General features: G+C 62.0%; 18 protein-coding genes, 1 tRNA gene and 1 pseudogene. 13 read left to right on the top strand and 7 right to left on the bottom strand.

Annotated features, from left to right (window positions below; all coding sequences use genetic code 11):
• Window positions 1-365: 365 nt before the first annotated feature.
• Entirely contained in the window at window positions 366-1010 is a 645-nt protein-coding gene (locus Q1A44_RS17450) for a 50S ribosomal protein L25/general stress protein Ctc (protein ID WP_299627847.1), read from the bottom strand.
• 147 nt (window positions 1011-1157) lie between these two features.
• Between Q1A44_RS17450 and Q1A44_RS17445 the strand changes: the two genes are divergently transcribed.
• Window positions 1158-2321 (top strand): MFS transporter, encoded by a 1164-nt coding sequence (locus Q1A44_RS17445; RefSeq protein ID WP_299627845.1) that lies wholly within the window; start codon window positions 1158-1160, stop codon window positions 2319-2321.
• On the opposite strand, the gene Q1A44_RS17440 is transcribed toward Q1A44_RS17445, so the two are convergent.
• Both Q1A44_RS17440 and Q1A44_RS17435 read right to left on the bottom strand, forming a co-directional pair.
• Entirely contained in the window at window positions 2315-2905 is a 591-nt protein-coding gene (locus tag Q1A44_RS17440) for a sulfotransferase family 2 domain-containing protein (protein ID WP_299627843.1), read from the bottom strand. The genes Q1A44_RS17445 and Q1A44_RS17440 overlap by 7 nt on opposite strands.
• Entirely contained in the window at window positions 2905-4071 is a 1167-nt protein-coding gene (locus tag Q1A44_RS17435; RefSeq protein WP_299627842.1) for an alpha-hydroxy acid oxidase, read from the bottom strand. Before Q1A44_RS17435 ends, Q1A44_RS17440 begins: the two co-directional genes overlap by 1 nt.
• A gap of 162 nt (window positions 4072-4233) precedes the next feature.
• On the opposite strand from Q1A44_RS17435, the gene Q1A44_RS17430 reads away from it, so the two are divergent.
• From Q1A44_RS17430 to Q1A44_RS17405, 6 genes are all read left to right on the top strand, one after another.
• On the top strand, window positions 4234-5376 hold the full coding sequence (locus Q1A44_RS17430; RefSeq protein WP_299627840.1) for a twin-arginine translocation pathway signal protein: 1143 nt from the start codon (window positions 4234-4236) through the stop codon (window positions 5374-5376).
• Window positions 5369-5818, top strand: a complete 450-nt coding sequence (locus Q1A44_RS17425) for a MarR family transcriptional regulator (protein ID WP_299627838.1) — start codon at window positions 5369-5371, stop codon at window positions 5816-5818. Before Q1A44_RS17430 ends, Q1A44_RS17425 begins: the two co-directional genes overlap by 8 nt.
• A 169-nt stretch (window positions 5819-5987) precedes the next feature.
• Entirely contained in the window at window positions 5988-6686 is a 699-nt protein-coding gene (locus tag Q1A44_RS17420; RefSeq protein ID WP_299627836.1) for a tRNA (guanosine(46)-N(7))-methyltransferase TrmB, read from the top strand.
• 111 nt (window positions 6687-6797) lie between these two features.
• Window positions 6798-8144, top strand: coding sequence for a 3-phosphoshikimate 1-carboxyvinyltransferase (gene aroA, locus Q1A44_RS17415; RefSeq protein ID WP_299627834.1), 1347 nt, complete (start codon window positions 6798-6800; stop codon window positions 8142-8144).
• On the top strand, window positions 8144-8620 hold the full coding sequence (locus Q1A44_RS17410) for a hypothetical protein (protein ID WP_299627832.1): 477 nt from the start codon (window positions 8144-8146) through the stop codon (window positions 8618-8620). Before aroA ends, Q1A44_RS17410 begins: the two co-directional genes overlap by 1 nt.
• Complete coding sequence (locus Q1A44_RS17405) at window positions 8617-9234, top strand: d(CMP) kinase (RefSeq protein WP_299627830.1); 618 nt, start codon at window positions 8617-8619, stop codon at window positions 9232-9234. The genes Q1A44_RS17410 and Q1A44_RS17405 overlap by 4 nt, the downstream gene beginning before the upstream one ends.
• A 38-nt stretch (window positions 9235-9272) precedes the next feature.
• Here the strand turns inward: Q1A44_RS17405 and trpA are convergent, their stop codons facing one another.
• Both trpA and Q1A44_RS17395 read right to left on the bottom strand, forming a co-directional pair.
• The gene (gene trpA, locus Q1A44_RS17400) at window positions 9273-10067 is read right to left on the bottom strand and encodes a tryptophan synthase subunit alpha (protein WP_299627828.1); all 795 of its coding nucleotides are present in this window, start codon (window positions 10065-10067) and stop codon (window positions 9273-9275) included.
• Window positions 10068-10127: 60 nt separating this feature from the next.
• On the bottom strand, window positions 10128-10622 hold the full coding sequence (locus Q1A44_RS17395) for an acyloxyacyl hydrolase (protein ID WP_299627826.1): 495 nt from the start codon (window positions 10620-10622) through the stop codon (window positions 10128-10130).
• Between the two features lie 191 nt (window positions 10623-10813).
• On the opposite strand from Q1A44_RS17395, the gene ychF reads away from it, so the two are divergent.
• Complete coding sequence (gene ychF / locus Q1A44_RS17390) at window positions 10814-11911, top strand: redox-regulated ATPase YchF (protein WP_299627824.1); 1098 nt, start codon at window positions 10814-10816, stop codon at window positions 11909-11911.
• 178 nt (window positions 11912-12089) lie between these two features.
• Here ychF and Q1A44_RS17385 read toward each other — a convergent pair whose 3' ends face one another.
• Window positions 12090-13709: a helix-turn-helix transcriptional regulator gene (locus Q1A44_RS17385; RefSeq protein WP_299627822.1), complete on the bottom strand. Its 1620-nt coding sequence runs from the start codon at window positions 13707-13709 to the stop codon at window positions 12090-12092.
• Window positions 13710-13875: 166 nt separating this feature from the next.
• Here Q1A44_RS17385 and Q1A44_RS17380 point away from each other — a divergent pair, with 166 nt between their 5' ends.
• The 3 genes and pseudogenes from Q1A44_RS17380 (at window position 13876) to Q1A44_RS17370 (ending at window position 15596) form a co-directional block, all read left to right on the top strand.
• Window positions 13876-14043, top strand: coding sequence for a hypothetical protein (locus tag Q1A44_RS17380; protein WP_299627820.1), 168 nt, complete (start codon window positions 13876-13878; stop codon window positions 14041-14043).
• 65 nt (window positions 14044-14108) lie between these two features.
• Window positions 14109-14198: transfer RNA gene (locus Q1A44_RS17375), tRNA-Ser, on the top strand.
• Window positions 14199-14328: 130 nt separating this feature from the next.
• Window positions 14329-15596, top strand: a pseudogene (locus Q1A44_RS17370) (tyrosine-type recombinase/integrase).
• Between the two features lie 704 nt (window positions 15597-16300).
• Here Q1A44_RS17370 and Q1A44_RS17365 read toward each other — a convergent pair.
• A complete protein-coding gene (locus tag Q1A44_RS17365; protein ID WP_299627816.1) occupies window positions 16301-17137 on the bottom strand; it encodes a DUF3883 domain-containing protein in 837 nt (278 codons plus the stop codon).
• Window positions 17138-17418: 281 nt separating this feature from the next.
• Between Q1A44_RS17365 and Q1A44_RS17360 the strand changes: the two genes are divergently transcribed.
• Both Q1A44_RS17360 and Q1A44_RS17355 read left to right on the top strand, forming a co-directional pair.
• Window positions 17419-18372, top strand: a complete 954-nt coding sequence (locus Q1A44_RS17360) for a DUF1403 family protein (protein ID WP_299627814.1) — start codon at window positions 17419-17421, stop codon at window positions 18370-18372.
• Entirely contained in the window at window positions 18369-18968 is a 600-nt protein-coding gene (locus Q1A44_RS17355; RefSeq protein WP_299627812.1) for an SMC-Scp complex subunit ScpB, read from the top strand. Before Q1A44_RS17360 ends, Q1A44_RS17355 begins: the two co-directional genes overlap by 4 nt.
• Window positions 18969-19120: the final 152 nt, after the last annotated feature.

Below are 19120 nucleotides of genomic sequence, written 5' to 3'. Positions count from 1 at the left end.
TCCTCCGCACGTGTTGCGGCGCAGCATAAGGGGGCCGCTGGGCCGGGTCCAGTGGCGCGGCGTTAACGCAGCGTCCGTTGGGGGTTTGCGCGGTCTGCAAGGTGGAAACGTACAGTTTGGCGAATGAAATATGCGTTTTCGGGGGGCTAAAACGGCGCTTAGAACAAAGGTTTCCAGCGAAGTGAGCAGTTTAGCGGCCAGACTGTACGTTTTGGCCGAACTGCGGCCGTTAACACTCTGTCAGGTCTTAACCTTTGCGGCCGGACGTTCGGGAAACGTTAACCTTTGTACCCCAATAGCCCGGATGACACGAAAAAGGCCGCCCCCGAAAGGACGGCCTGATCTGATCCCGAAAGGGGCAAAGATTACTCTTCGCCGCCCTCTTCGGTTGTTGCCTCTTCGGCGTCGTCTTCACCTTCTTCGTTCTCGGACGAGCGCAGACCCGATGGGGCCGAGATCGTGGCGATCACAAAGTCACGGTCGATCGTGGGCTTGGCACCGGCGGGCAGGGTCACCGACGAAATGGTGATGCTGTCGCCGACTTCGGCCTCAGAGACGTCGATCGAGATGCTTTCGGGGATATCGCCCGCTGTCACGACCAGTTCCACCTCGGGACGAACCAGCGACAGTACGCCGCCCTTTTTCAATCCGGGGGAGATTTCCTCGCCTTCGACTTCGACGCCGATGAACAGGTTGATCTTGGTGGTGCGGCGCAGACGCATGAAGTCCACGTGTGTGGGCAGGTCTTTTACCACGTCACGCTGCACGTCGCGGCAGATGACGCGGACGTCGTCGTGGCCTTCGACTTTCATGTTGAAGAGGGTCGATTTGAACCGGCCGGCCTTCAGCATTTTCAGCAGCTTGTTAAAGGGCAGATTGATGGGCAGCGGATCTGTGTCGCCACCAAATACAATCCCTGGAACCATGCCGGCACGACGTGCCTGACGAGCGGCGCCCTTGCCTGTCCCCGTCCGTTCCAGAGCTTCGAGATCAGGAATCTCTCCAGCCATGATAATTCTCCAAAGTTAGGGCGGGATGCCTCCAAGGCTGTCACCCCGCGTGAAGCCGCGTCCTTAGACCGGATGGGGCGCGTTGAAAAGAGTAAAATCGTTCTGTTTGCGCTGGACGCGGCGCGGTCTGCATGCCACCGCTTGCCCATGCGGATTTGGGACGATCTTGTGGCCTCGCGCCGGGCCCTCGCGGGCTTTGTGGTGATTGGCATCGGCTGGGCCAGTTTTTCGGCGCAGATGCCTGTGATCAAGGCGCAGGTGGGCGTGGGCGACGGGTTTTGGGGCACCTTGTTGCTGATGGGATCGACCGGCGCGTTGATGGCCATGTGGCTGGCCCCCTTGGTCTACCGGTTGGTGGGGGCCTGGGCGTTGTTGCTGGGCATCGTGACCATGGTCGTCGGCTTCTTGCTGGCGGGGCTGTCGCAGGGCCCCCTTCTGGTGGGCCTGGCCCTGTTTCTGGCGGCAGGAGGGTCGGGCGTGGCGGATGTGTTGGCCAATGCCGAAGTGAGCGAGGCGGAGGCCGAGACCGGCACGTCGCTGATGAATTTGAACCACGGGATGTTTTCGGTGGCCTATGCGGTGGCGGCCGTGTTGGTCGGTATAGCCCGCGAGGCGGGCATCGGCCCGGTGGGCGTGTTTTCGGGCATGGCCGTAGCCATTGGTGCGTTGATGTTCTGGATGAAGCTGCCCGATCGCCGTGCCTTGCCCGAGGACGAGATTGCGGGGGCGGCGGGCATGCCTTTTTTGCTGGTCTGGGTCGGTGGTCTGGTTGTTCTGGCCGCCTTTCTGGGCGAGGCCGCATCGGAGGGTTGGTCGGCCCTGCATATCGAGCGCACCTTGTCGGGTGGCCCGGCAGAGGGCGCGATGGGCCCTGCGCTGCTGGCCATCGGCATGGCGATTGGCCGCTTGGGCGCGCATGTCTTTGGCGCGGGCTGGCCGCCTTTGCGCGTGATGGTCATCGCGTCCTGCATTGGCGGCTTTGGCCTGGCATTGGCAGGGGCGGCCCCAAGCATTCCGGTGGCCTTTGTCGGCTTTTTGCTGGGTGGTTTGGGCGCATCGGTGGTCGGCCCTCTGGCCCTCGGCCTGGTGGGCCAGGCGGTGCCACCGAAATACCGGTTGGCTGCAATCTCCCAAGCCGCCGCCCTGGGCTATGCCGCGTTTTTCCTGGGCCCCGTCATCATGGGTTATGTGGCCGAAGGGTTTGGCCTGCGCGTGTCGTTTTACGTGATCGCGGCGATCCTGTTTGTGGTCGCAGCTGTGTTGCTGCCGCTGTGGGCCCGGATGCTGGGGGCGCGGCGGGCTGCTCAGTAAGTGGCGTTGCGCACTTTGTCGTAAAGGTCGAATTCTTCCGCCCGCGCGCTCCGCAACGCGTTGAGCGTTTCGGGCAAGGCCGGTGTGGGCACATCGGGCGAGACATTCTTGACCTTGAATGTCAGCGCGGCCCCGATCCGTTTGCTGAGAAAATCGCGCAGGATCGGTTGCCGTTCGTAGGCAAAAAGGTGGTCGACCAGCACCGTGCCGTCGCTGTCGCAGACAAAGTCGTGCTGGTTGCCGACCTGGGCGTGGGTTGGGGGATTATCCGAGATCACATCGCGGATAAAGGCGTCAAAGCTGAGCTGGCGCGTGCTGTGCTCTGCGTCGCTGCGATGCCGGAACCGGTACCAGCTGCGCAGCCGCTCGACCGGGTCGCGGATCACGGCCATGGTTTGCGGGCGCACGCCCAGCGTGTCGTTCAGGAAGGGCGCGATGATCTGGTGGTAGCGCCGGGCCGTCATGTGCTTGCGCCCTTTGCCAAAGACGATGTCGGCATGTTTCATCAGCGCCACTTCGATGGCCGTGCTCCCCGTTTTGGGGACCGCGAGAAAGACCAGGTTCGCGGCCGAACAGACCAGCATCAGCTTTGCCAGCGCCCCTCGAAATCCTCTGGGATCAGCAGGTTATGTTTGCCAAGGTCGTTCACATTGGTCTCGCCACACAGCGCCATGGTGGTGTCGAGTTCCTTGTGGATGACCTGTAGCGCCTCAGTTACGCCTTGTTGGCCCATGGCCCCCAGCCCGTAGATGAAGGCGCGCCCGATATAGGTCCCTTTGGCCCCCATCGCGAGCGCCTTGAGCACGTCCTGGCCCGAGCGGATGCCGCTGTCGAGGTGCACTTCGATCTGGTCGCCTACGGCCTCCATGATGGACGGTAGCGCCCGGATCGAGCTGAGCGCGCCATCGAGCTGGCGACCGCCGTGGTTGGACACGATGATGGCGTCGGCCCCGACCTTGAGCGCCATTTTGGCATCATCCGCGTCCAGGATCCCCTTGAGGATGACCTTGCCGCCCCAGCGTTCCTTGAGCTTGGCGACCTTGTTCCAGTCGAGCGAGGGATCGAACTGTTCCGCCGTCCAGGCGCCCAGTTGGGACATGTCCGACACGCCCTGGACGTGGCCCACGATATTGCCGAATTCGCGCCGCTTGGCCGAGAGCATTTCGATCCCCCAGCCCCATTTGGTGGCGAGGTTCGCGATGGTTTTGGGTGTGAGTTTGGGCGGGGCGGAGAGCCCGTTTTTGATATCCTTGTGCCGCTGGCCGAGGATTTGCAGGTCGAGTGTGATGACGAGGGCCGAGCAATTGGCGGCCAGCGCCCGTTCGATCAGCCGGTTCACGAAATCCTCGTCCTTCATGGTGTAAAGCTGGAACCAGAAGGGGGCCTTGGTGAACCCTGCCACATCCTCGATCGAGTTGATCGACATGGTGGAGAGGGTGAAGGGCACGCCGAATTTCTCGGCGGCGCGGGCGGCCTTCATCTCGCCATCGGCGTGCTGCATGCCGGTGAGGCCCACAGGGGCGAGCGCCACGGGCATGGCCACGTCCTGGCCGATCATCTGGCTGGCTGTGCTGCGCCCCGTCATGTCCACGGCGACGCGTTGGCGCAGGCGGATATCGTCAAAATCAGAGGAGTTGTCGCGGAAGGTCTGCTCCGTCCAGCTGCCGGATTCGCAGTAGTCATAGAACATCTTGGGCACGCGGCGGGCATAGATGCGCTTGAGGTCGTCGATATTGGTGATCACGGGCATGCTGAAACCTTCATATTGGTAATATTTGCTTACCAATAAGGCAGATTTGACGCAACGTGCAATTCGCCGCAGAGAAAAGTGCGATGTTGCACTTGTTTGGTGCGATGTCGTTCTATATCTGTCTGGTAGTTCGAAATCGCACGATATGATCGGAGGCAACACATGACCCTTTCACGACGCAAGACCCTGGCCCTGTTGGGCGGCGGCGCCATTCTGGCCGCAGGCGGTGTGGCCGCCTATGGCGTGACCCGGACCCCGCAAAGCGCGCTGAAACCCTGGACTGCGGCGGGCGGCTATAGCGAGCCGCGGATGCGCGCGCTGAGCTATGCGATCCTGGCGCCCAACCCGCATAACCGGCAGCCCTGGCAGGTGGATTTGCGCACCGAGGGCGAGGTCACCTTGCGCGTGGATACCGCCCGTCTTTTGCCCCATACGGACCCGTTTAATCGCCAGATCACCGTTGGTCTGGGCTGTTTTCTGGAGCTGATGACGCTGGCGGCGGCCGACGATGGCTATGGTGTCGAGCTTGATCTGTTTCCCGATGGCGAAGACCCTACAGGCCTGGACAGCCGCCGGGTGGCTGTCGCCCGCTTCACCCAAGCGGGGGCTGCGCCTGACCCGCTCTTTGCGCATGTGATGGACCGCCGGTCGCTGAAGGAGCCCTTTGACACCGAGGCCCCCGTGGACCCCGGGGCGCTGGATGCGGTTCTGGCCGTGGCACAGCGGACCCGCGTTGCAGGCTCTGTCGCGGCTCAGGACATTGCCACCTATCGAGAGATCAGCCGCGAGGCCCTGCGCATCGAGATTGAAACGCCGCATACTTATAAGGAAAGCGTTGACCTGTTTCGCATCGGCAGCCGCGAGGTGGATGCAAACCCCGATGGGATCGACTTTACCGGCCCGATGTTCGAGGCTATGGCCCTGACGGGCACCTTTACCCGCGAAGGTGCGCTTGACCGCACGTCGATGGCCTATACCGAAGGGCTGAAGGCTGTTTATGCCAATGTCGACACGGCCATGGGCCACCTGTGGCAGGTCACGCCCGGCAACACCCGCACGGATCAGATTGAAGCGGGCCGCGACTGGCTGCGCCTGAACCTGGCCACGGCGCGGGCAGGCCTGGGGATGCAGCCGCTGAGCCAGGGTTTGCAGGAATATCCCGAAATGGCCGCGATCTATGCCGATCTGCACGACAGGCTGGCCCCGGAGGGCGGAACTGTGCAAATGTTTGCCCGGATCGGATATGGTCCGGACATTGGGCAAAGCCCCCGCTGGCCCTTGGAAAGCAAGATCGTGAATGCCTGACACCACCCCCGCCGATTTCTTTGATTTCTTCACCGAGATCGGCATCCTTGAACAGCTCAGCCGCGCCCTGTTGGAGGCGCGACTGCCCCATGGGCTGATTGCGCCGCATTTCACCGTTTTGAACCACCTGACCCGGGTGGGCGATGGGCGGACGCCCATCGACATGGCGCGCGCCTTTCAGATCCCCAAGACGTCAATGACCCACACCCTGAAGGGCCTTGAGGCCCAGGGTTTGGTGGAGCTGCGCCCGAACCCGGAGGATGGCCGGTCCAAGACGGTGTGGCTGACGGATGCCGGCCGCGCCTTGCGGGCCCAGGTGATCGCGGAACTGGGCGCGCAGTTTCAGCAGATGATGACCGAATTCGACGTGCACCGCCTGACCGAGATCAAGCCCGTGCTGACCGATCTGCGCATTTACCTCGACAATGCGCGCAATGGCTGAGGCGGCCTCTGCCTTAAAGGACCAGACTGAGCACCACGCCCCATTTTCATGTTCCAAAAATACTTCCGGGGGAGGCCGCAGGCCGGGGGCAGAGCCCCTTATGTCCTCTTCATCCATCCGGGCCGTTCCAACCTTGCCCCCACGGCCCGCCCGCGCTAAACGCGCGGCCATGACGACACGCCCCCATCGCAATTTTTATGGCCGGATCAAGGGCAAGACCCTGAAGGACAGCCAGCGCACCTATCTGGCCGAGGATCTGGCCGATCTCTCGCCCGGCCCGGTGTCCTGGGACGACAACCCGGAGCGGACCCCGCTGGACCTTGACGCGCTTTTTGACGGCAAGCCTGTCTGGCTTGAGGTGGGCTTTGGTGGCGGCGAGCATATGGTGCATCAGGCGGCCCAGAACCCGGACGTCGGCATCATCGGGGCGGAGCCTTACATCAACGGTGTGGCCATGCTCTTGGGCAAGATCCGCCGTGCAGCCGTGACCAACCTAGCCGTGCATCCGGGCGATGCCCGCGACCTGATGGATGTGCTGCCCTCGGCCAGTATTGCGCGGGCCTTCCTGCTGTATCCTGATCCCTGGCCCAAAGCGCGCCATCACCGCCGCCGTTTTGTCACGCCCGAGCACCTGGCCCCGCTGGCGCGGGTGATGAAACCCGGGGCGATGCTGCGTGTGGCGACCGACATTCCCGACTATGTGCGCCAGACCCTCGAAGAGGTGCCAAAGCAGGGCTTTGACTGGACCGGCGAGACCGCAGCCGACTGGCGCATTCCGTGGGATGATTGGCTAAGCACGCGTTATGAGCAAAAGGCGCTGCGTGAGGGGCGCACGCCCCATTACCTGACCTTTGTGCGGCGGGGCTAGGCCCGCCACATAGCCCGTAAGGCGGACGTGTCGTCCGCCATCGCTGGACGTCCGCAAAACGCTGGGTTAGGTGTGCGCCATACCAATCTGACCCCAGGAACGAGCGCGCATATGTCCAGCCACGGTGACCCAATCCCGATGATGTCCGAGGCCTGTGGCCCCCTGACCGGCACCGCCAATGTGCCCGGCGACAAATCCATTTCCCACCGCGCCCTGATCCTTGGTGCGCTCTGCGTGGGCGAGACGACCATCACCGGCCTGCTCGAAGGGCAGGACGTGCTGGATACCGCCAAGGCAATGCAGGCCTTTGGCGCTGAGGTCACCAATCACGGGGGCGGAAAATGGTCCGTCCACGGCGTGGGCGTGGGCGGCTTTGCCGAGCCGGATCAGGTCATCGACTGTGGCAACTCGGGCACTGGCGTGCGCCTGATCATGGGTGTCATGGCGACCTCGCCCATTTCGGCTACGTTCACGGGCGATGCGAGCCTGAACAAGCGCCCGATGGCGCGTGTCACGGACCCTTTGGCCCTGTTCGGCACCCAGGCTGTGGGCCGGTCCGGCGGGCGCTTGCCCATGACGTTGGTGGGGGCAGCGGACCCTGTACCGGTGAATTACACCGTGCCTGTCCCCTCCGCCCAGGTGAAATCCGCCGTCCTCTTTGCGGGCCTCAATGCCCCCGGCGAGACCGTGGTGATCGAGGCCGAGGCCACCCGTGACCATACCGAGCGGATGCTGGCCGGCTTTGGTGCCGAAATCAGCACCGAAGTCACGGATGCGGGCCGCGTCATCACCCTCAAGGGTCAGCCGGAACTGACGCCGCAGCACATTGATGTGCCCCGCGATCCGTCCTCGGCCGCCTTTCCCGTCTGTGCGGCGCTCATCGTGCCTGGATCGGATGTTTTGGTGCCCACCATCGGCCTGAACCCCACCCGCGCGGGCCTTTACGAGACCCTGCGCGAGATGGGCGCGGACCTGACTTATGAGAACGAGCGGACCGAAGGCGGCGAGCCCGTGGCCGACCTGCGCGCGCGCTTTTCGCCCGATCTGCACGGTATCGAAGTGCCGCCCGAGCGTGCTGCCAGCATGATCGACGAATACCCCGTCCTGTCGGTGGTCGCGAGTTTTGCCAAAGGCAAGACCCATATGCCGGGCGTCAAGGAATTGCGCGTCAAGGAAAGCGACCGGATCGACGCCATGGCCGTGGGCCTGCGCGCCGCGGGCGTCACCGTCGAGGACGGTCCCGACTGGTGGACCGTCACGGGGCTGGGCCATGGCAATGTGCCGGGCGGCGTTACCTGCGCCAGCCATCTGGATCACCGGATTGCCATGTCCTTCATGGTGATGGGCATGGCCACCAATGCGCCGATGTCTGTCGATGATGGCGGGCCGATTGCCACGTCCTTCCCCATCTTTGAGCCTTTGATGACGGCCCTCGGGGCGCGCCTGACGCGCAGCTGATGGTGCCCCGCGCGGCCCTTGTCGGAACGGGCGCTGCGGCGGCGATCCTTGGCGTGTGGGTGGGCGTATTTTCGGTCACCCTGTTGCGGCAGGAATTGGGCTGTTCCTATGGGCCGGAAACTCAATTCTGGGGCTATGATACCGTCGATTTCACCGCCTGTTTCGCGACGATGTCGGAGGCCGTCATCGCAGCCTATCGCGATGTCCTGACGGGGACGGATCGGGCGCTGGCCATTGCCTTGGCCGCCTTTCTTGCGCTCTGGTCACTGCACCTGAAATCCCTTTTTGGTGTGCTTGCGGCGCTGACCTACGGGGTTGCCGATCTGGGCGAGGGGGTGTTTCTGGTTCGGGCGTTGGATGGCGACCTGAGTGCGGTGGCCCTAGCCTCAGTTCTGACCAGCCTCAAGGTCGGCAGCCTTGTTTTGAGCGTCGCGATCTGTTTTTGGAAAGCCCACGTCAGTCGGAGGATGACATGACCGAACCTTTTACAGTGGCCATTGACGGGCCTGCCGCTGCGGGCAAGGGCACCGTGTCGCGGGCCGTGGCCGCCCATTTCGGGTTTGCACATCTGGACACCGGTCTGCTTTACCGCGCAGTGGGCATTCAGGTGCTGCACGGGGTGGACCCGATTGACGCGGCGCGCGGGCTGACGCCTGATGGCCTCGATAACCCCGATTTGCGCAGTGCCGATGTGGCGCAGGCCGCGAGCAAGGTCGCGGTCATCCCCGAGGTGCGCGCCGCCCTGCTGGATTTTCAGCGCGCCTTTGCCCGTCGGGCCGGGGGGGCGGTGCTGGATGGGCGGGACATCTGCACCGTGATCGTGCCGCAAGCCGAAGCGCAGCTGTTTGTGACGGCCAGTGCCGAAGTGCGGGCCAAACGCCGCTGGGCGGAGTTGCAGGCGCGCGGCGATGACGTCGCCTTTGACCAGGTGCTGGCGGATGTGAAAGAACGCGATGCGCGGGACAGCGAGCGGGCGGCGGCCCCGTTGAAACCGTCGGAGACCGCGCATGTTCTGGACACGTCAGAGATGACCATCGACGAGGCGGTGGCCGCCGCCATCGCAGTCGTGGATCAAAAGCGTAAGGGCTAAATCATCCCCGTAAGGCGTACCTGTTGGTACGCCATCCTTCAGGCTGCGTGCGCGCCGTCGGCCAGGGATTTCACGAAGGCCAGAACCTGTTCCGTGCTGTCGCCTGCCGCGATTTTGCTGACGATGGCCGAGCCGACCACAGCCCCATCGGCCACAGAGGCGATGGCCCGCGATTTTTCGGGCGTGTTGATGCCAAAGCCTACGATGACCGGCAGGTCGGTGGCCGCCTTTATCCGCGCCACTTCAGGCCCCACGTCTACGGCCTCGGCCTCTGCCGCACCGGTGATGCCTGTGATCGACACGTAATACACAAAGCCGGAAGTGTTTTGCAGCACGCGCGGCAAACGCTTGTCATCCGTGGTGGGTGTGGCCAGCCGGATAAAGTTCAGGCCCGCAGCCTGGGCAGGCAGGCACAATTCGCTGTCTTCCTCAGGAGGCAGGTCCACCACGATCAAACCGTCAATGCCTGCGGCCTTGGCGTCGGTCAGAAACCGGTCAACACCGTGCGAATAGATCGGGTTGTAATAGCCCATCAGCACGATGGGCGTGGTGTCGTCCCCCTCGCGGAAGGCGCGGGCCAGATCGAGGGTCTTGTTGAGGGTCATGCCGCCCTCAAGCGCGCGTTGCCCCGCCAGCTGGATCGTGGGGCCATCGGCCATCGGATCGGTGAAGGGCAGGCCCAGTTCGATCACGTCCACACCTGCGCCAGGCAAGCCCCGCACAATTTCGAGCGAGCGGTCAAAGTCCGGGTCGCCCGCCATGATGTAGGACACAAACGCCTTGCGGCCTTCGGCGGCCAGGGCTTGGAATTTGGCGTCAATGCGCGTGGTCATGTGGCGTCTCCTTTAGGTCGGCCCTGACCTGCCTCAGAGACGCGGGAAAAGCAAGCGCCCTCAGAACGGCATGTGATAGCGAATGATATAGGCATTCATGCCGGGGTTGTCGGTGGCGATGCTGGCATTGGATTTATGGGTAAAGGCCGCCGAAATCGCGCTGCCATTGTCGAACTGATACCCCACGCCCAAAAGCGATCGGATTTCAAAGACCGATCCCAGATCGTTGCCTGCGGTCCCCTCGGAGTGCAGGCCCGGCATGATGCTGTTGTCGATGAACCAACCGCTGTCCCATTGCCAGCGCGTCCAGATCCCGCCGCCGACAAAGGCATCCCCTTCGGCCGAGAGCGACGCATTGGCCCCCCAGGACAGCGACATGACCCGCCGTTGCACGAAAGGGGTGTGCTTGTATTCCAGCTCAAAGACGGCGCTGTCGGTGCCCGCGTCTCCGTAATCGGTGGAGCCGAGGCCAAACGTCCATTCCTGGGCGTTGGAGACAGCGGGTGCGCAAACGGCAAAACAAGAAACCAATACAGCAACGCGAAGGGGTGTCATGCGGTTGCTCCTGCGTAAATCAATCGAAACCGTGGCCCGACAATCGCGCCACCGCGCAGTCATGGCCGATTCTTGCCCTGCCTTTCAATTGCTTTCCCTGCTTTTGGCCCCGATTTCCCATCAGATGTCGCCGTCTTGCACCTACTGGCCGTCCTGCTAGAAGCGGCTCAAACGCGAAAAGGATGATCGTGATGGGTTTCAAGATGGGAATTGTGGGTCTGCCGAATGTGGGCAAATCGACCCTGTTCAATGCGCTGACCAAGACCGCCGCCGCGCAGGCGGCCAACTTTCCCTTCTGCACGATCGAGCCCAATGTGGGCGAAGTGGCCGTGCCCGATGACCGCCTCGACAAGTTGGCGGCCATTGCGGCCTCCAAGAATATTATTCCGACCCGCATGACCTTTGTCGACATTGCGGGTCTGGTCAAAGGCGCCAGCAAGGGCGAGGGCCTGGGCAACCAGTTTCTGGCCAATATCCGCGAGGTTGACGCCATCGCCCATGTCTTGCGCTGTTTTGAAGACGGCGATGTGACCCATGTTGAGGGGCGCGTGGACCCGGTGGCCGATGCCGACACCATCGAGACCGAGTTGATGCTCGCCGATCTGGAGAGCATCGAGAAGCGTTTGCAGAACCTGGTCCGCAAAGTCCGTGGCGGCGACAAGGAAGCCGTGCAGCAGGTGCGCCTGTTGGAGGCGGCCAAGGCTGTTTTGGAAGATGGCCAGCCCGCCCGTGTGGTCGAGGTGGATGCAGATGATCTTAAGGCATGGAATATGCTGCAACTTTTGACGACCAAGCCGGTTTTGTATGTCTGTAACGTCGGCGAGGCCGAGGCGGCCGAGGGCAATGCCCATTCGGCGGCGGTGGCCGAAATGGCGGCGGCGCAGGGCAATTCCCATGTGGTGATTTCCGCCCAGATCGAGGAAGAGATCAGCCAGTTGGAACCCGACGAGGCGCAGATGTTCCTGGAGGAAATGGGGCTGAGCGAGGCGGGTTTGGACCGGCTGATCCGCGCCGGTTACGAACTCCTGCATCTTGAGACATACTTTACCGTCGGCCCCAAAGAGGCCCGCGCATGGACGATTGCTTCGGGCACATCCGCGCCCAAAGCGGCGGGGGTGATCCACGGCGACTTTGAGAAAGGGTTCATCCGGGCGGAGACGATTGCCTATGACGATTTTGTTGTGCTGGGCGGAGAGAGCGCGGCCAAAGAGGCCGGCAAAATGCGCGCCGAGGGCAAGGGATATGTGGTGAAGGACGGGGACGTCCTGCACTTCTTGTTCAACACCTGAGCCTGGTGGTTAATGGGGTGGGAACCTGCCGTGCGAGGTTTTGGGCCTGAGCTGGCGCAGTCCCAGCAGTTTCAATAGGTTAACGGCTGTTTCGGGTCGAAAACCCATGTCGGTATTACATCTGTATCGCGTCTGTGCGGGCGTCGGTATGGTATGGGGTTAACGCAGCGCGCGGTGGTCAACGGCCCGGATCGGCAGCGTCGATCTGCCCCAGCAGTTCATCACAACGCTCGGTCTGATAATCTGACCCATCCACAAAAAACGCACGGGCCTTGGCGACGTGATGGCGGGCTTCGGCGAGCAGGGCCGGGTCCGGATCAAGGCGGAACCGCGCAAGGGCGAGGTCGGCGATGTTCCATTGCAGGACGGCCCAATCGAAGGGCGCTTTGCCCTGAAGGTCTAGAGCTTCGCAAGCAGCATACCCAGTGCGCGCCGTTGTCAATTTGGCCAAATCGCCCTTCATCTCGCCAAGCCATCGTTGAGCTAAGGCAAGGTTGTTTAGGGTTGCCCCCCAGTTCAACGGTTCAGCATTTTTGTTTTTCAGACAGAGAGCTGTGCGCAGCGCGTCTTCTGCTTCCTCCAGTGGCTCTTTGGCCCCAGAAAATTCGCCGAGTTTTGACAAGGCGCTACCGAAGTTGTTCCAGAAATGCTGCAGTCCACTTGCATTTTCACTGACGGCCGCTTTCAAAGCTGCACGAGATGCCACTACTCCGTCCCGAAGCATCGCGATGTCGGCTGTACGCTCTCCCATTTCCAAGAAAATCATCGCAAGAGCGTCCTGAGAAATGGACCAATTCACTGGCGTACTCGACTTGGAGGTTTTCCGAAGGGCGGCTTCAATCGCATTCTTTGCAACAGTCAAATGCCGGAAACTGATAGAGCGTTCTGCAATACGGTAGTGACAGTTAGCCAGGGTATGAAGTGCAGCAGCTTCCAGGTTTTTTTTACCTTTGCTCCGGTATTCATAATTTACCTTTGCCATACAAAGAGCCGTACGCAGAGCAAACATGTCGCCTGCTGCATCGCCGTCTTCTCCCCATTTATGAATGAGTCTATTTGTAGCCCAGAACACTCCGCCCGGCGGCGCTTTGCGAAAAGTGTCTTTGATCAACCGCGCGGCGGCTGCATCAGGGTCGTTGCGCAAGCGGTCTTGGTCGAGCCGTCGGTCCAACAGCGCCTTGGCTTGTTGGTCGAGCCGCTCTTTCTCCGTCTTATGCGCCTCGCGCATCCGTTTTTCTTCGGCATCCAGCAGCGCATCGGCATCTTCAAGCGCGCCCAGATCGTTTAGCTTGGCCACTTCGGCCATTACGGCGTTCAATTGGCTGCCTGTGTTGTCCGGGGGCATTTCGCCGCGCTTGCGGATGTCTTCGGCGGCCTCAAGCGCCTGACGCAGGCTGGTATAGGCGGTGTGAATGTCGCGATATTGCCCGCCCGCAAATTCATAGGCCAGGGTGGTCAGCAACGCCTCTGCCACCGGGCCGATGCTGTCGTCCTTGGCGGCTTTGACCAGCAGGCGTTCAGCGTCGTGATCCCGTTTGTCCTCATCCACGCTGGTTTTTGCGAGCGGCGGTGCGAGATGGGCCGCTTTGACGATCTCGCTGGGTAGGTCCAGCGCTTGGTCAAATTTGTCGATGGTTTCGGGCTTTAGAGTGCGTAACCCTCTTTCGACTTGGCTTACATAGCCTTTGCGAGAGCCTTCATCGAACGTTTCTTCGGCTAGTTTTTGCAAAGTCCAGCCCATATCGAGACGCGCTTGTCGGACTGCGTAACCGAAGTTTTCCCAAGCGTTGAATGTCATTGGGTGTCACCTGCTGCTCCCCGATGTCACGCGATGTTTTGACCGGTGTGTTCCGGTGTCATCGCTGTGCTCTCGGCTGATCCCTCTCGTCGCTAAATTACACCTGTCCGGACAACGCCTTAACCCTAGGCGGGGCCTCGCCGCATCTACAGGAGATTACCTGAATATGTGGTATCTGCAACTCTTGGTCGAACATGTCAGCCTGGTGCTGGCGGATGCGACTGCCTTGAACCTGATCTTTGCTGCGCTCGCCCTTTGGGCCGGGTTCGGCAAGTACCCCAGAACATGTGCCATGCTTGTGGCGCTGATCCATGCGCTGTCAGGTTTGATGTAACGAAAGCGGGTGGGGCATGGGAAATCCCCTTGCCCTCCCGATTTGCCTTGGATAGACGGGTCAGCGGAGACGTGGCCGAGTGGTCGAAGGCGCTCCCCTGCTAAGGGAGTAGGCCCGGAAGGGTCTCGAGGGTTCGAATCCCTTCGTCTCCGCCATTTTCCTCAATATCGTGATCTCATAATCGCCTGATAGTAGGGCGAAATTCGGCGTTTTCGCGCTGATGGTGGTTCTCGGTCCGCTGGATTTGCTGCACATTTTGCTACACAAAGGGGGGATTTCTCCGCCATGAGCATTGCCAAACGAGGCCGCCTTTTCCACCTCCGCCGCCGCGTGCCGCGCCGGTATCGGGTATCGAGCCGCGCGAAACCGTCTGGATCAGCCTTCACACCGACTCGGAGACCATCGCTCGGAGCAAGGCGGATCGGGCGTGGAGCCAGATGATCGAGGCCTGGGAGGCGCGCTTGGCCGGGAACAGCGCGGATGCGGAGGCGCGCTACGAGGCCGCACGTGACCTGGCCCGGGCTCGAGGCTTCCGGTATCTGGATGCGGGGGCTGTCGCCAGGCTGCCGGTCGAGGATGTCATCGAGCGCGTCGAGGCGATCCCCGCCCCGGCGAACCATCCCGATGCCGTCGAGGCCGCCGCATTGCTCGGCACTGTCGCCGAACCTCGCATCACGGTCAGCAAGGCACTCGAGCTCTATTGGAGCCTCGCCAAGGAGAAGACACTCGGCAAGAGCGAAGACCAGCTCCGCCGTTGGGAGGCCCCACGCAAGAAGGCGGTGAAGAACTTCGTCGCGGTCGTTGGCAACAAGGAGATCGCCAACATCACCCGCGACGACATGCTGGACTTCCGCCAGCACTGGCTCGACCGGATCGAGGCGAGCGAGGTCACGGCAAACTCGGCGAACAAGGACCTGATCCACCTCGGCGATGTTCTGAAGACCGTGAACACGATGAAGCGGCTTGGGCTGACGCTGCCGCTGGGCGAGTTGTCCTTCAAGGAGGGCGAGAAGCTGACGCGTCCGCCGTTCAGCGAGGACTGGATCAGGACGCGGCTGCTCGCGCCCAGTGCGCTGGACGGCTTGAATGGGCAAGCGCGCGCTTTACTGCTGGGGATGATCAACACCGGATACCGCCCATCTGAAGGAGCGGCGCTGACGGCGGAGACGATCCGGCTCGACTGTAACGTTCCCCATATCTCCATCGAAGCGGAGGGACGGCAGTTGAAGAGCCACTACGCTCGCCGCGTGATCCCGCTAACGGGTGTCTCGCTCGAGGCCTTCAAGCAGTACCCTCAAGGCTTCCCGCGTTACCGCAATCGGGCGACCCTCAGCGCAGTCGTGAACAAGTTCCTCCGCACCAACGGCCTACTCGAGACGCCGCGCCACTCGATGTATTCCCTGCGCCACTCTTTCGAGGACCGGATGCTCGCCGCCGGGATCGACGACCGGATCAGGCGTGACCTCTTCGGTCATCGGCTCGACCGGGAACGATACGGCAAGGGCGCATCGCTGGAACATGTCGCAGAACTTGTTGCCCGCATCGCCTTTTGAGCCAGTAGCGCCCGCGCCCGACGCTGCGCCTCCGACAGCCGCTTCTCTTTCTTCACGGCCGCGGCCAGTTCTGCCTCCAACCGCTCGAAGATCGGCGCGAAGGCTGGTTCTTCCGCGACCAGCGCGGCGACCTTCAAGAGTGCAGCCTCGATCCGTGCGGTCGCGACCGACTGGGTCGGGTGAGCGCACGGTCCAAGGATGCGAGGCGTTGGCGTCATGCCAAATAGCATGGGGGCGCCTACTCACGTTGTGCAGGGTTCAACACCCGTCATCGCGGTCCGACAAGCTGCGACGTGCAAATCGGAGGGTGAGCAGTTTCAGATCGAGACACGCAGACTGATTAGAGGCGGCGACGAACACGGACCATCTGATAGACTGCAAGATAAAAGAGGTGCGGCAACACGTGCCTAGGTGTCTGATGTTGATGAAGAAATCGCACGGTAACCCTCCAACCCTTGCCGCTTGAAGGCACCTAAATTTCTGATTTTGCGTTGAATTTGACGCCGCAAAAAGCGCCCATGGGGAATGTGCCGCTGAACTATTCCCGCAAAGTCAGGGCCTTAACCGTATAGTCGCCGCATTACGTAAGGGGGTGCGGCTGAATTAAGTCAGTCACCACAACCGGTTGCGTGCCGAATGCGGCAACCCTTTTATCTCGCGCTCCATTGATGCGCTGCTTTCAGGCCATGTCTCGTCAAAACAATTCAGTGAAAGCTAGCTTGAAAGCTGGTCGCCGTGAGCGACACATGAGCATCAAGCGGCGGGCGCAACTCGAAAGCCTTGGGCGTCCGTGCGAAGTCCCAGAGGCGAAACAAGCACCATTCCTCGCGCCGTTCATCTGCCACTGCAAGCTCATTGCGGGAGATATGAAACGGTGTGCGTTCCCACCCGTTTGTGGTCTTCACCTCGATGAGACGCTGCCGTCCATCTGCATCGAAACTGGCGATATCATAGCCCGCGCCATCGCCGTCTTCTTCGGAAACCCAGCGGATTTGACGCGCTAAATCCTCACGCCCAGATGTAGTCAGCGTGTCGCGCTCGTGCTTCAAGACACGTTCCTCCCCAGCCTTGCCAAGGGCACGGTTGCGCTCATCCCGCGCGGCCACGTCGAATTTCTTGGCGATGTGGAGCATCTGCTCAAGCTCGTCTGGCGGCGGTTGGTTGGTCAACGTCGGTGCAGGCCCGACCCAGAGTTGCGCCGCCTCGGCCATGCCTTCCATCGGCCGGGAAGAAAGGGTGCGGTGCGTCCAGCCGGGGTTAATAGCCAGCCATCGTGCGACGGCGTCGACCAGGCTGGCCTGGAAGTTGAACGCCGGTTTGTACCCGGTGATCCAGACCTCACCGAGCCCCTTGAGCACAGCGCTGATATTCTGATGTTTGAACTCAACCGACCCGTCCGAACGGTTGTTGAGGAGCGGCAGAAGCTGCCGCCGATGCTCGGCCTTGTTGTAGGGACGGCCTGCCACATCGTCAGCCAGCATCGCGAAGTAATCCCCGACGATCAGGTCATTTTCAGCATCTGTCCACGCTTGGCTCGACATTTCGCCAGGCTAGGGGAAGGTTTGCTGGTTGTCATTGAGAGTGTGGAACTAAAGCACGCCAGCGACCGGAAATGGCCTTCAGGTGGCCCGATAATCAGTACGGTTCAATGCTTCAACACTGTCCCGCGTCGGTGGGCTTGCAAGACGAAAATCGGCAGCAATCTGCGGCGGGCAGAGCGTCCGATAAGGCAACCTTATTGGACATAGCCGGGAGCCGCAGGGTGGGGCGGTTTATACACTATATGGTGGCGGAAAGCGCCGTGAGGGTCTAGTGTTGTGGCATGACATGCCAGCCCGCTCCCATCTCGGACGACCTGAACACTTTACCGAAACTGCCGTCCTGGGTCACCTCCGCACGTGCAGAAACCCTTGAAACTGTGGCCTTTCGGTCAGGCGCGGCGCTGACGGTGCTCGACCAGCTCGTATCCGATCCGCGGCATGGCGTGCCGGCGAGGTTGCTTGCGAACCGGCTGGCATTGAGTGCCGCGACAGCGGCCTCGAAACTGGAGGGACGCCTGGCGCGAAAGGCGGATATCCGCGATGCCTATCACCTGACGCCGCCGGGCGAGGCACGGGGCCCGGACGGTGATCTCCTGGCGTTCTGGCGCGAGGTTGTGCGCGTGAGGACAAGCGGTCTGGGCGAGATCGCTGACTTGGTTGGAGCGGAGTTCGCGGGCGAAGTAGGTATCTGGCTTGATGTGGGTCTGGAGCAGGCTCGAACCCGCGGGCCATTGGCGGGTTGCAGCGCCGTCCTGCGCGCCGTGCTCGAGACCGACGACCGGGCGGAACGGGTCGCCTGCCTGCTATCCGATGTCGTCCTGGCGAGCACGCTGAACTGGAAGACTGTGCTGCCTGTGTCCGCGCAGCGACTGGCAAAGGCGGCGCTGCTGAACCTGACCGAAGAAAGGCGGGGGGCCGAGCTAGCGGTCCAGGTGCGGATCCTCGAGTCCATCGAGGTCACCGTTCGGTTGGCGCGAGACCATGCTTGCCGCGCCGAGGCCCTTCGCACCGTCGCGCCGAAACTCAGGGCGAAGGGTTCGGAGGCCGCAGTAGACCTGTTCATGACCGAGGATACCGTGGTCCCCGCCTCGATGCTCTCGCCGCGCATTCGGGGCACTTCGATCCCAATGACTTCCCGCGCCGCGCGGCGGTTCTGTGACCGTCTGGTCGAGTTGGGTGTCGCTCGGGAACTGACCGGGCGGTCGACCTTCCGGCTTTACGGGATCGCATCATGAATGTTGCGACCAGGAAACGGAAACCGGCGGAGGAAGGCGGCGCCGTCTTTGACCGGGAGCTCGACGACCTGCCACAGGAGCTGCGCTGGCGCGAATGGATGGGGCGGATCGAAGCGGTGCTCTTCGCGAGTGCGTCGCCGGTCGGCCGCGACGATCTGGCCCGCGTGGTGGGGCAGGGGGCCTCGGTCGAGATGCTGATCGAGGCCATTCAAGCCGAGCTGACCGGTCGTCCCTACGAACTCGCGCAGGTGGCTGGCGGCTGGATGTTCCGCACTCGGACGCAGTTTGCGGACGCGATCAAGGCTGCCGCCGATCTTGCAGACCAGTCCCTGGCTTTCACTGAAATGGAGATGGGGGTACTCTGCGCCATCGCTTATCACCAGCCGATCGACCGGGCTGGACTCGCCGATATCTTCGGGAAGGAGGTAAGTCGTGATTTGCTGTCCCGGCTTCGGTACAAGGACTTGATCGCCAGCGGTCCGCGGTCGCCGCGCCCCGGCGCGCCGCATACCTTCGTGACGACGGAGACGTTTCTGACGATGTTTGATCTGCAGAGCCTGCGGGACTTGCCGGAGCTGGAGCTATCGAAGCCTTGATGTCCGAAATATGCAGTAAACTTCGGAAACGTAACGCCGCCCGCTTTCAATCGGTCGGGCTCTGACTTTCAATCAGTCGGCCGCTTATGACGAATTGAGGTCCACGGGTATCAGGTTGCTACACGGCGTTCTCGCCGTGAGGCATAGAATTG

Source organism: uncultured Tateyamaria sp. (genome assembly GCF_947503705.1).
Classification (GTDB): Bacteria; Pseudomonadota; Alphaproteobacteria; order Rhodobacterales; family Rhodobacteraceae; genus Tateyamaria.
Note: the sequence above shows the minus strand (reverse complement) of the source record. Positions and strands in the feature narration are given on the sequence as shown.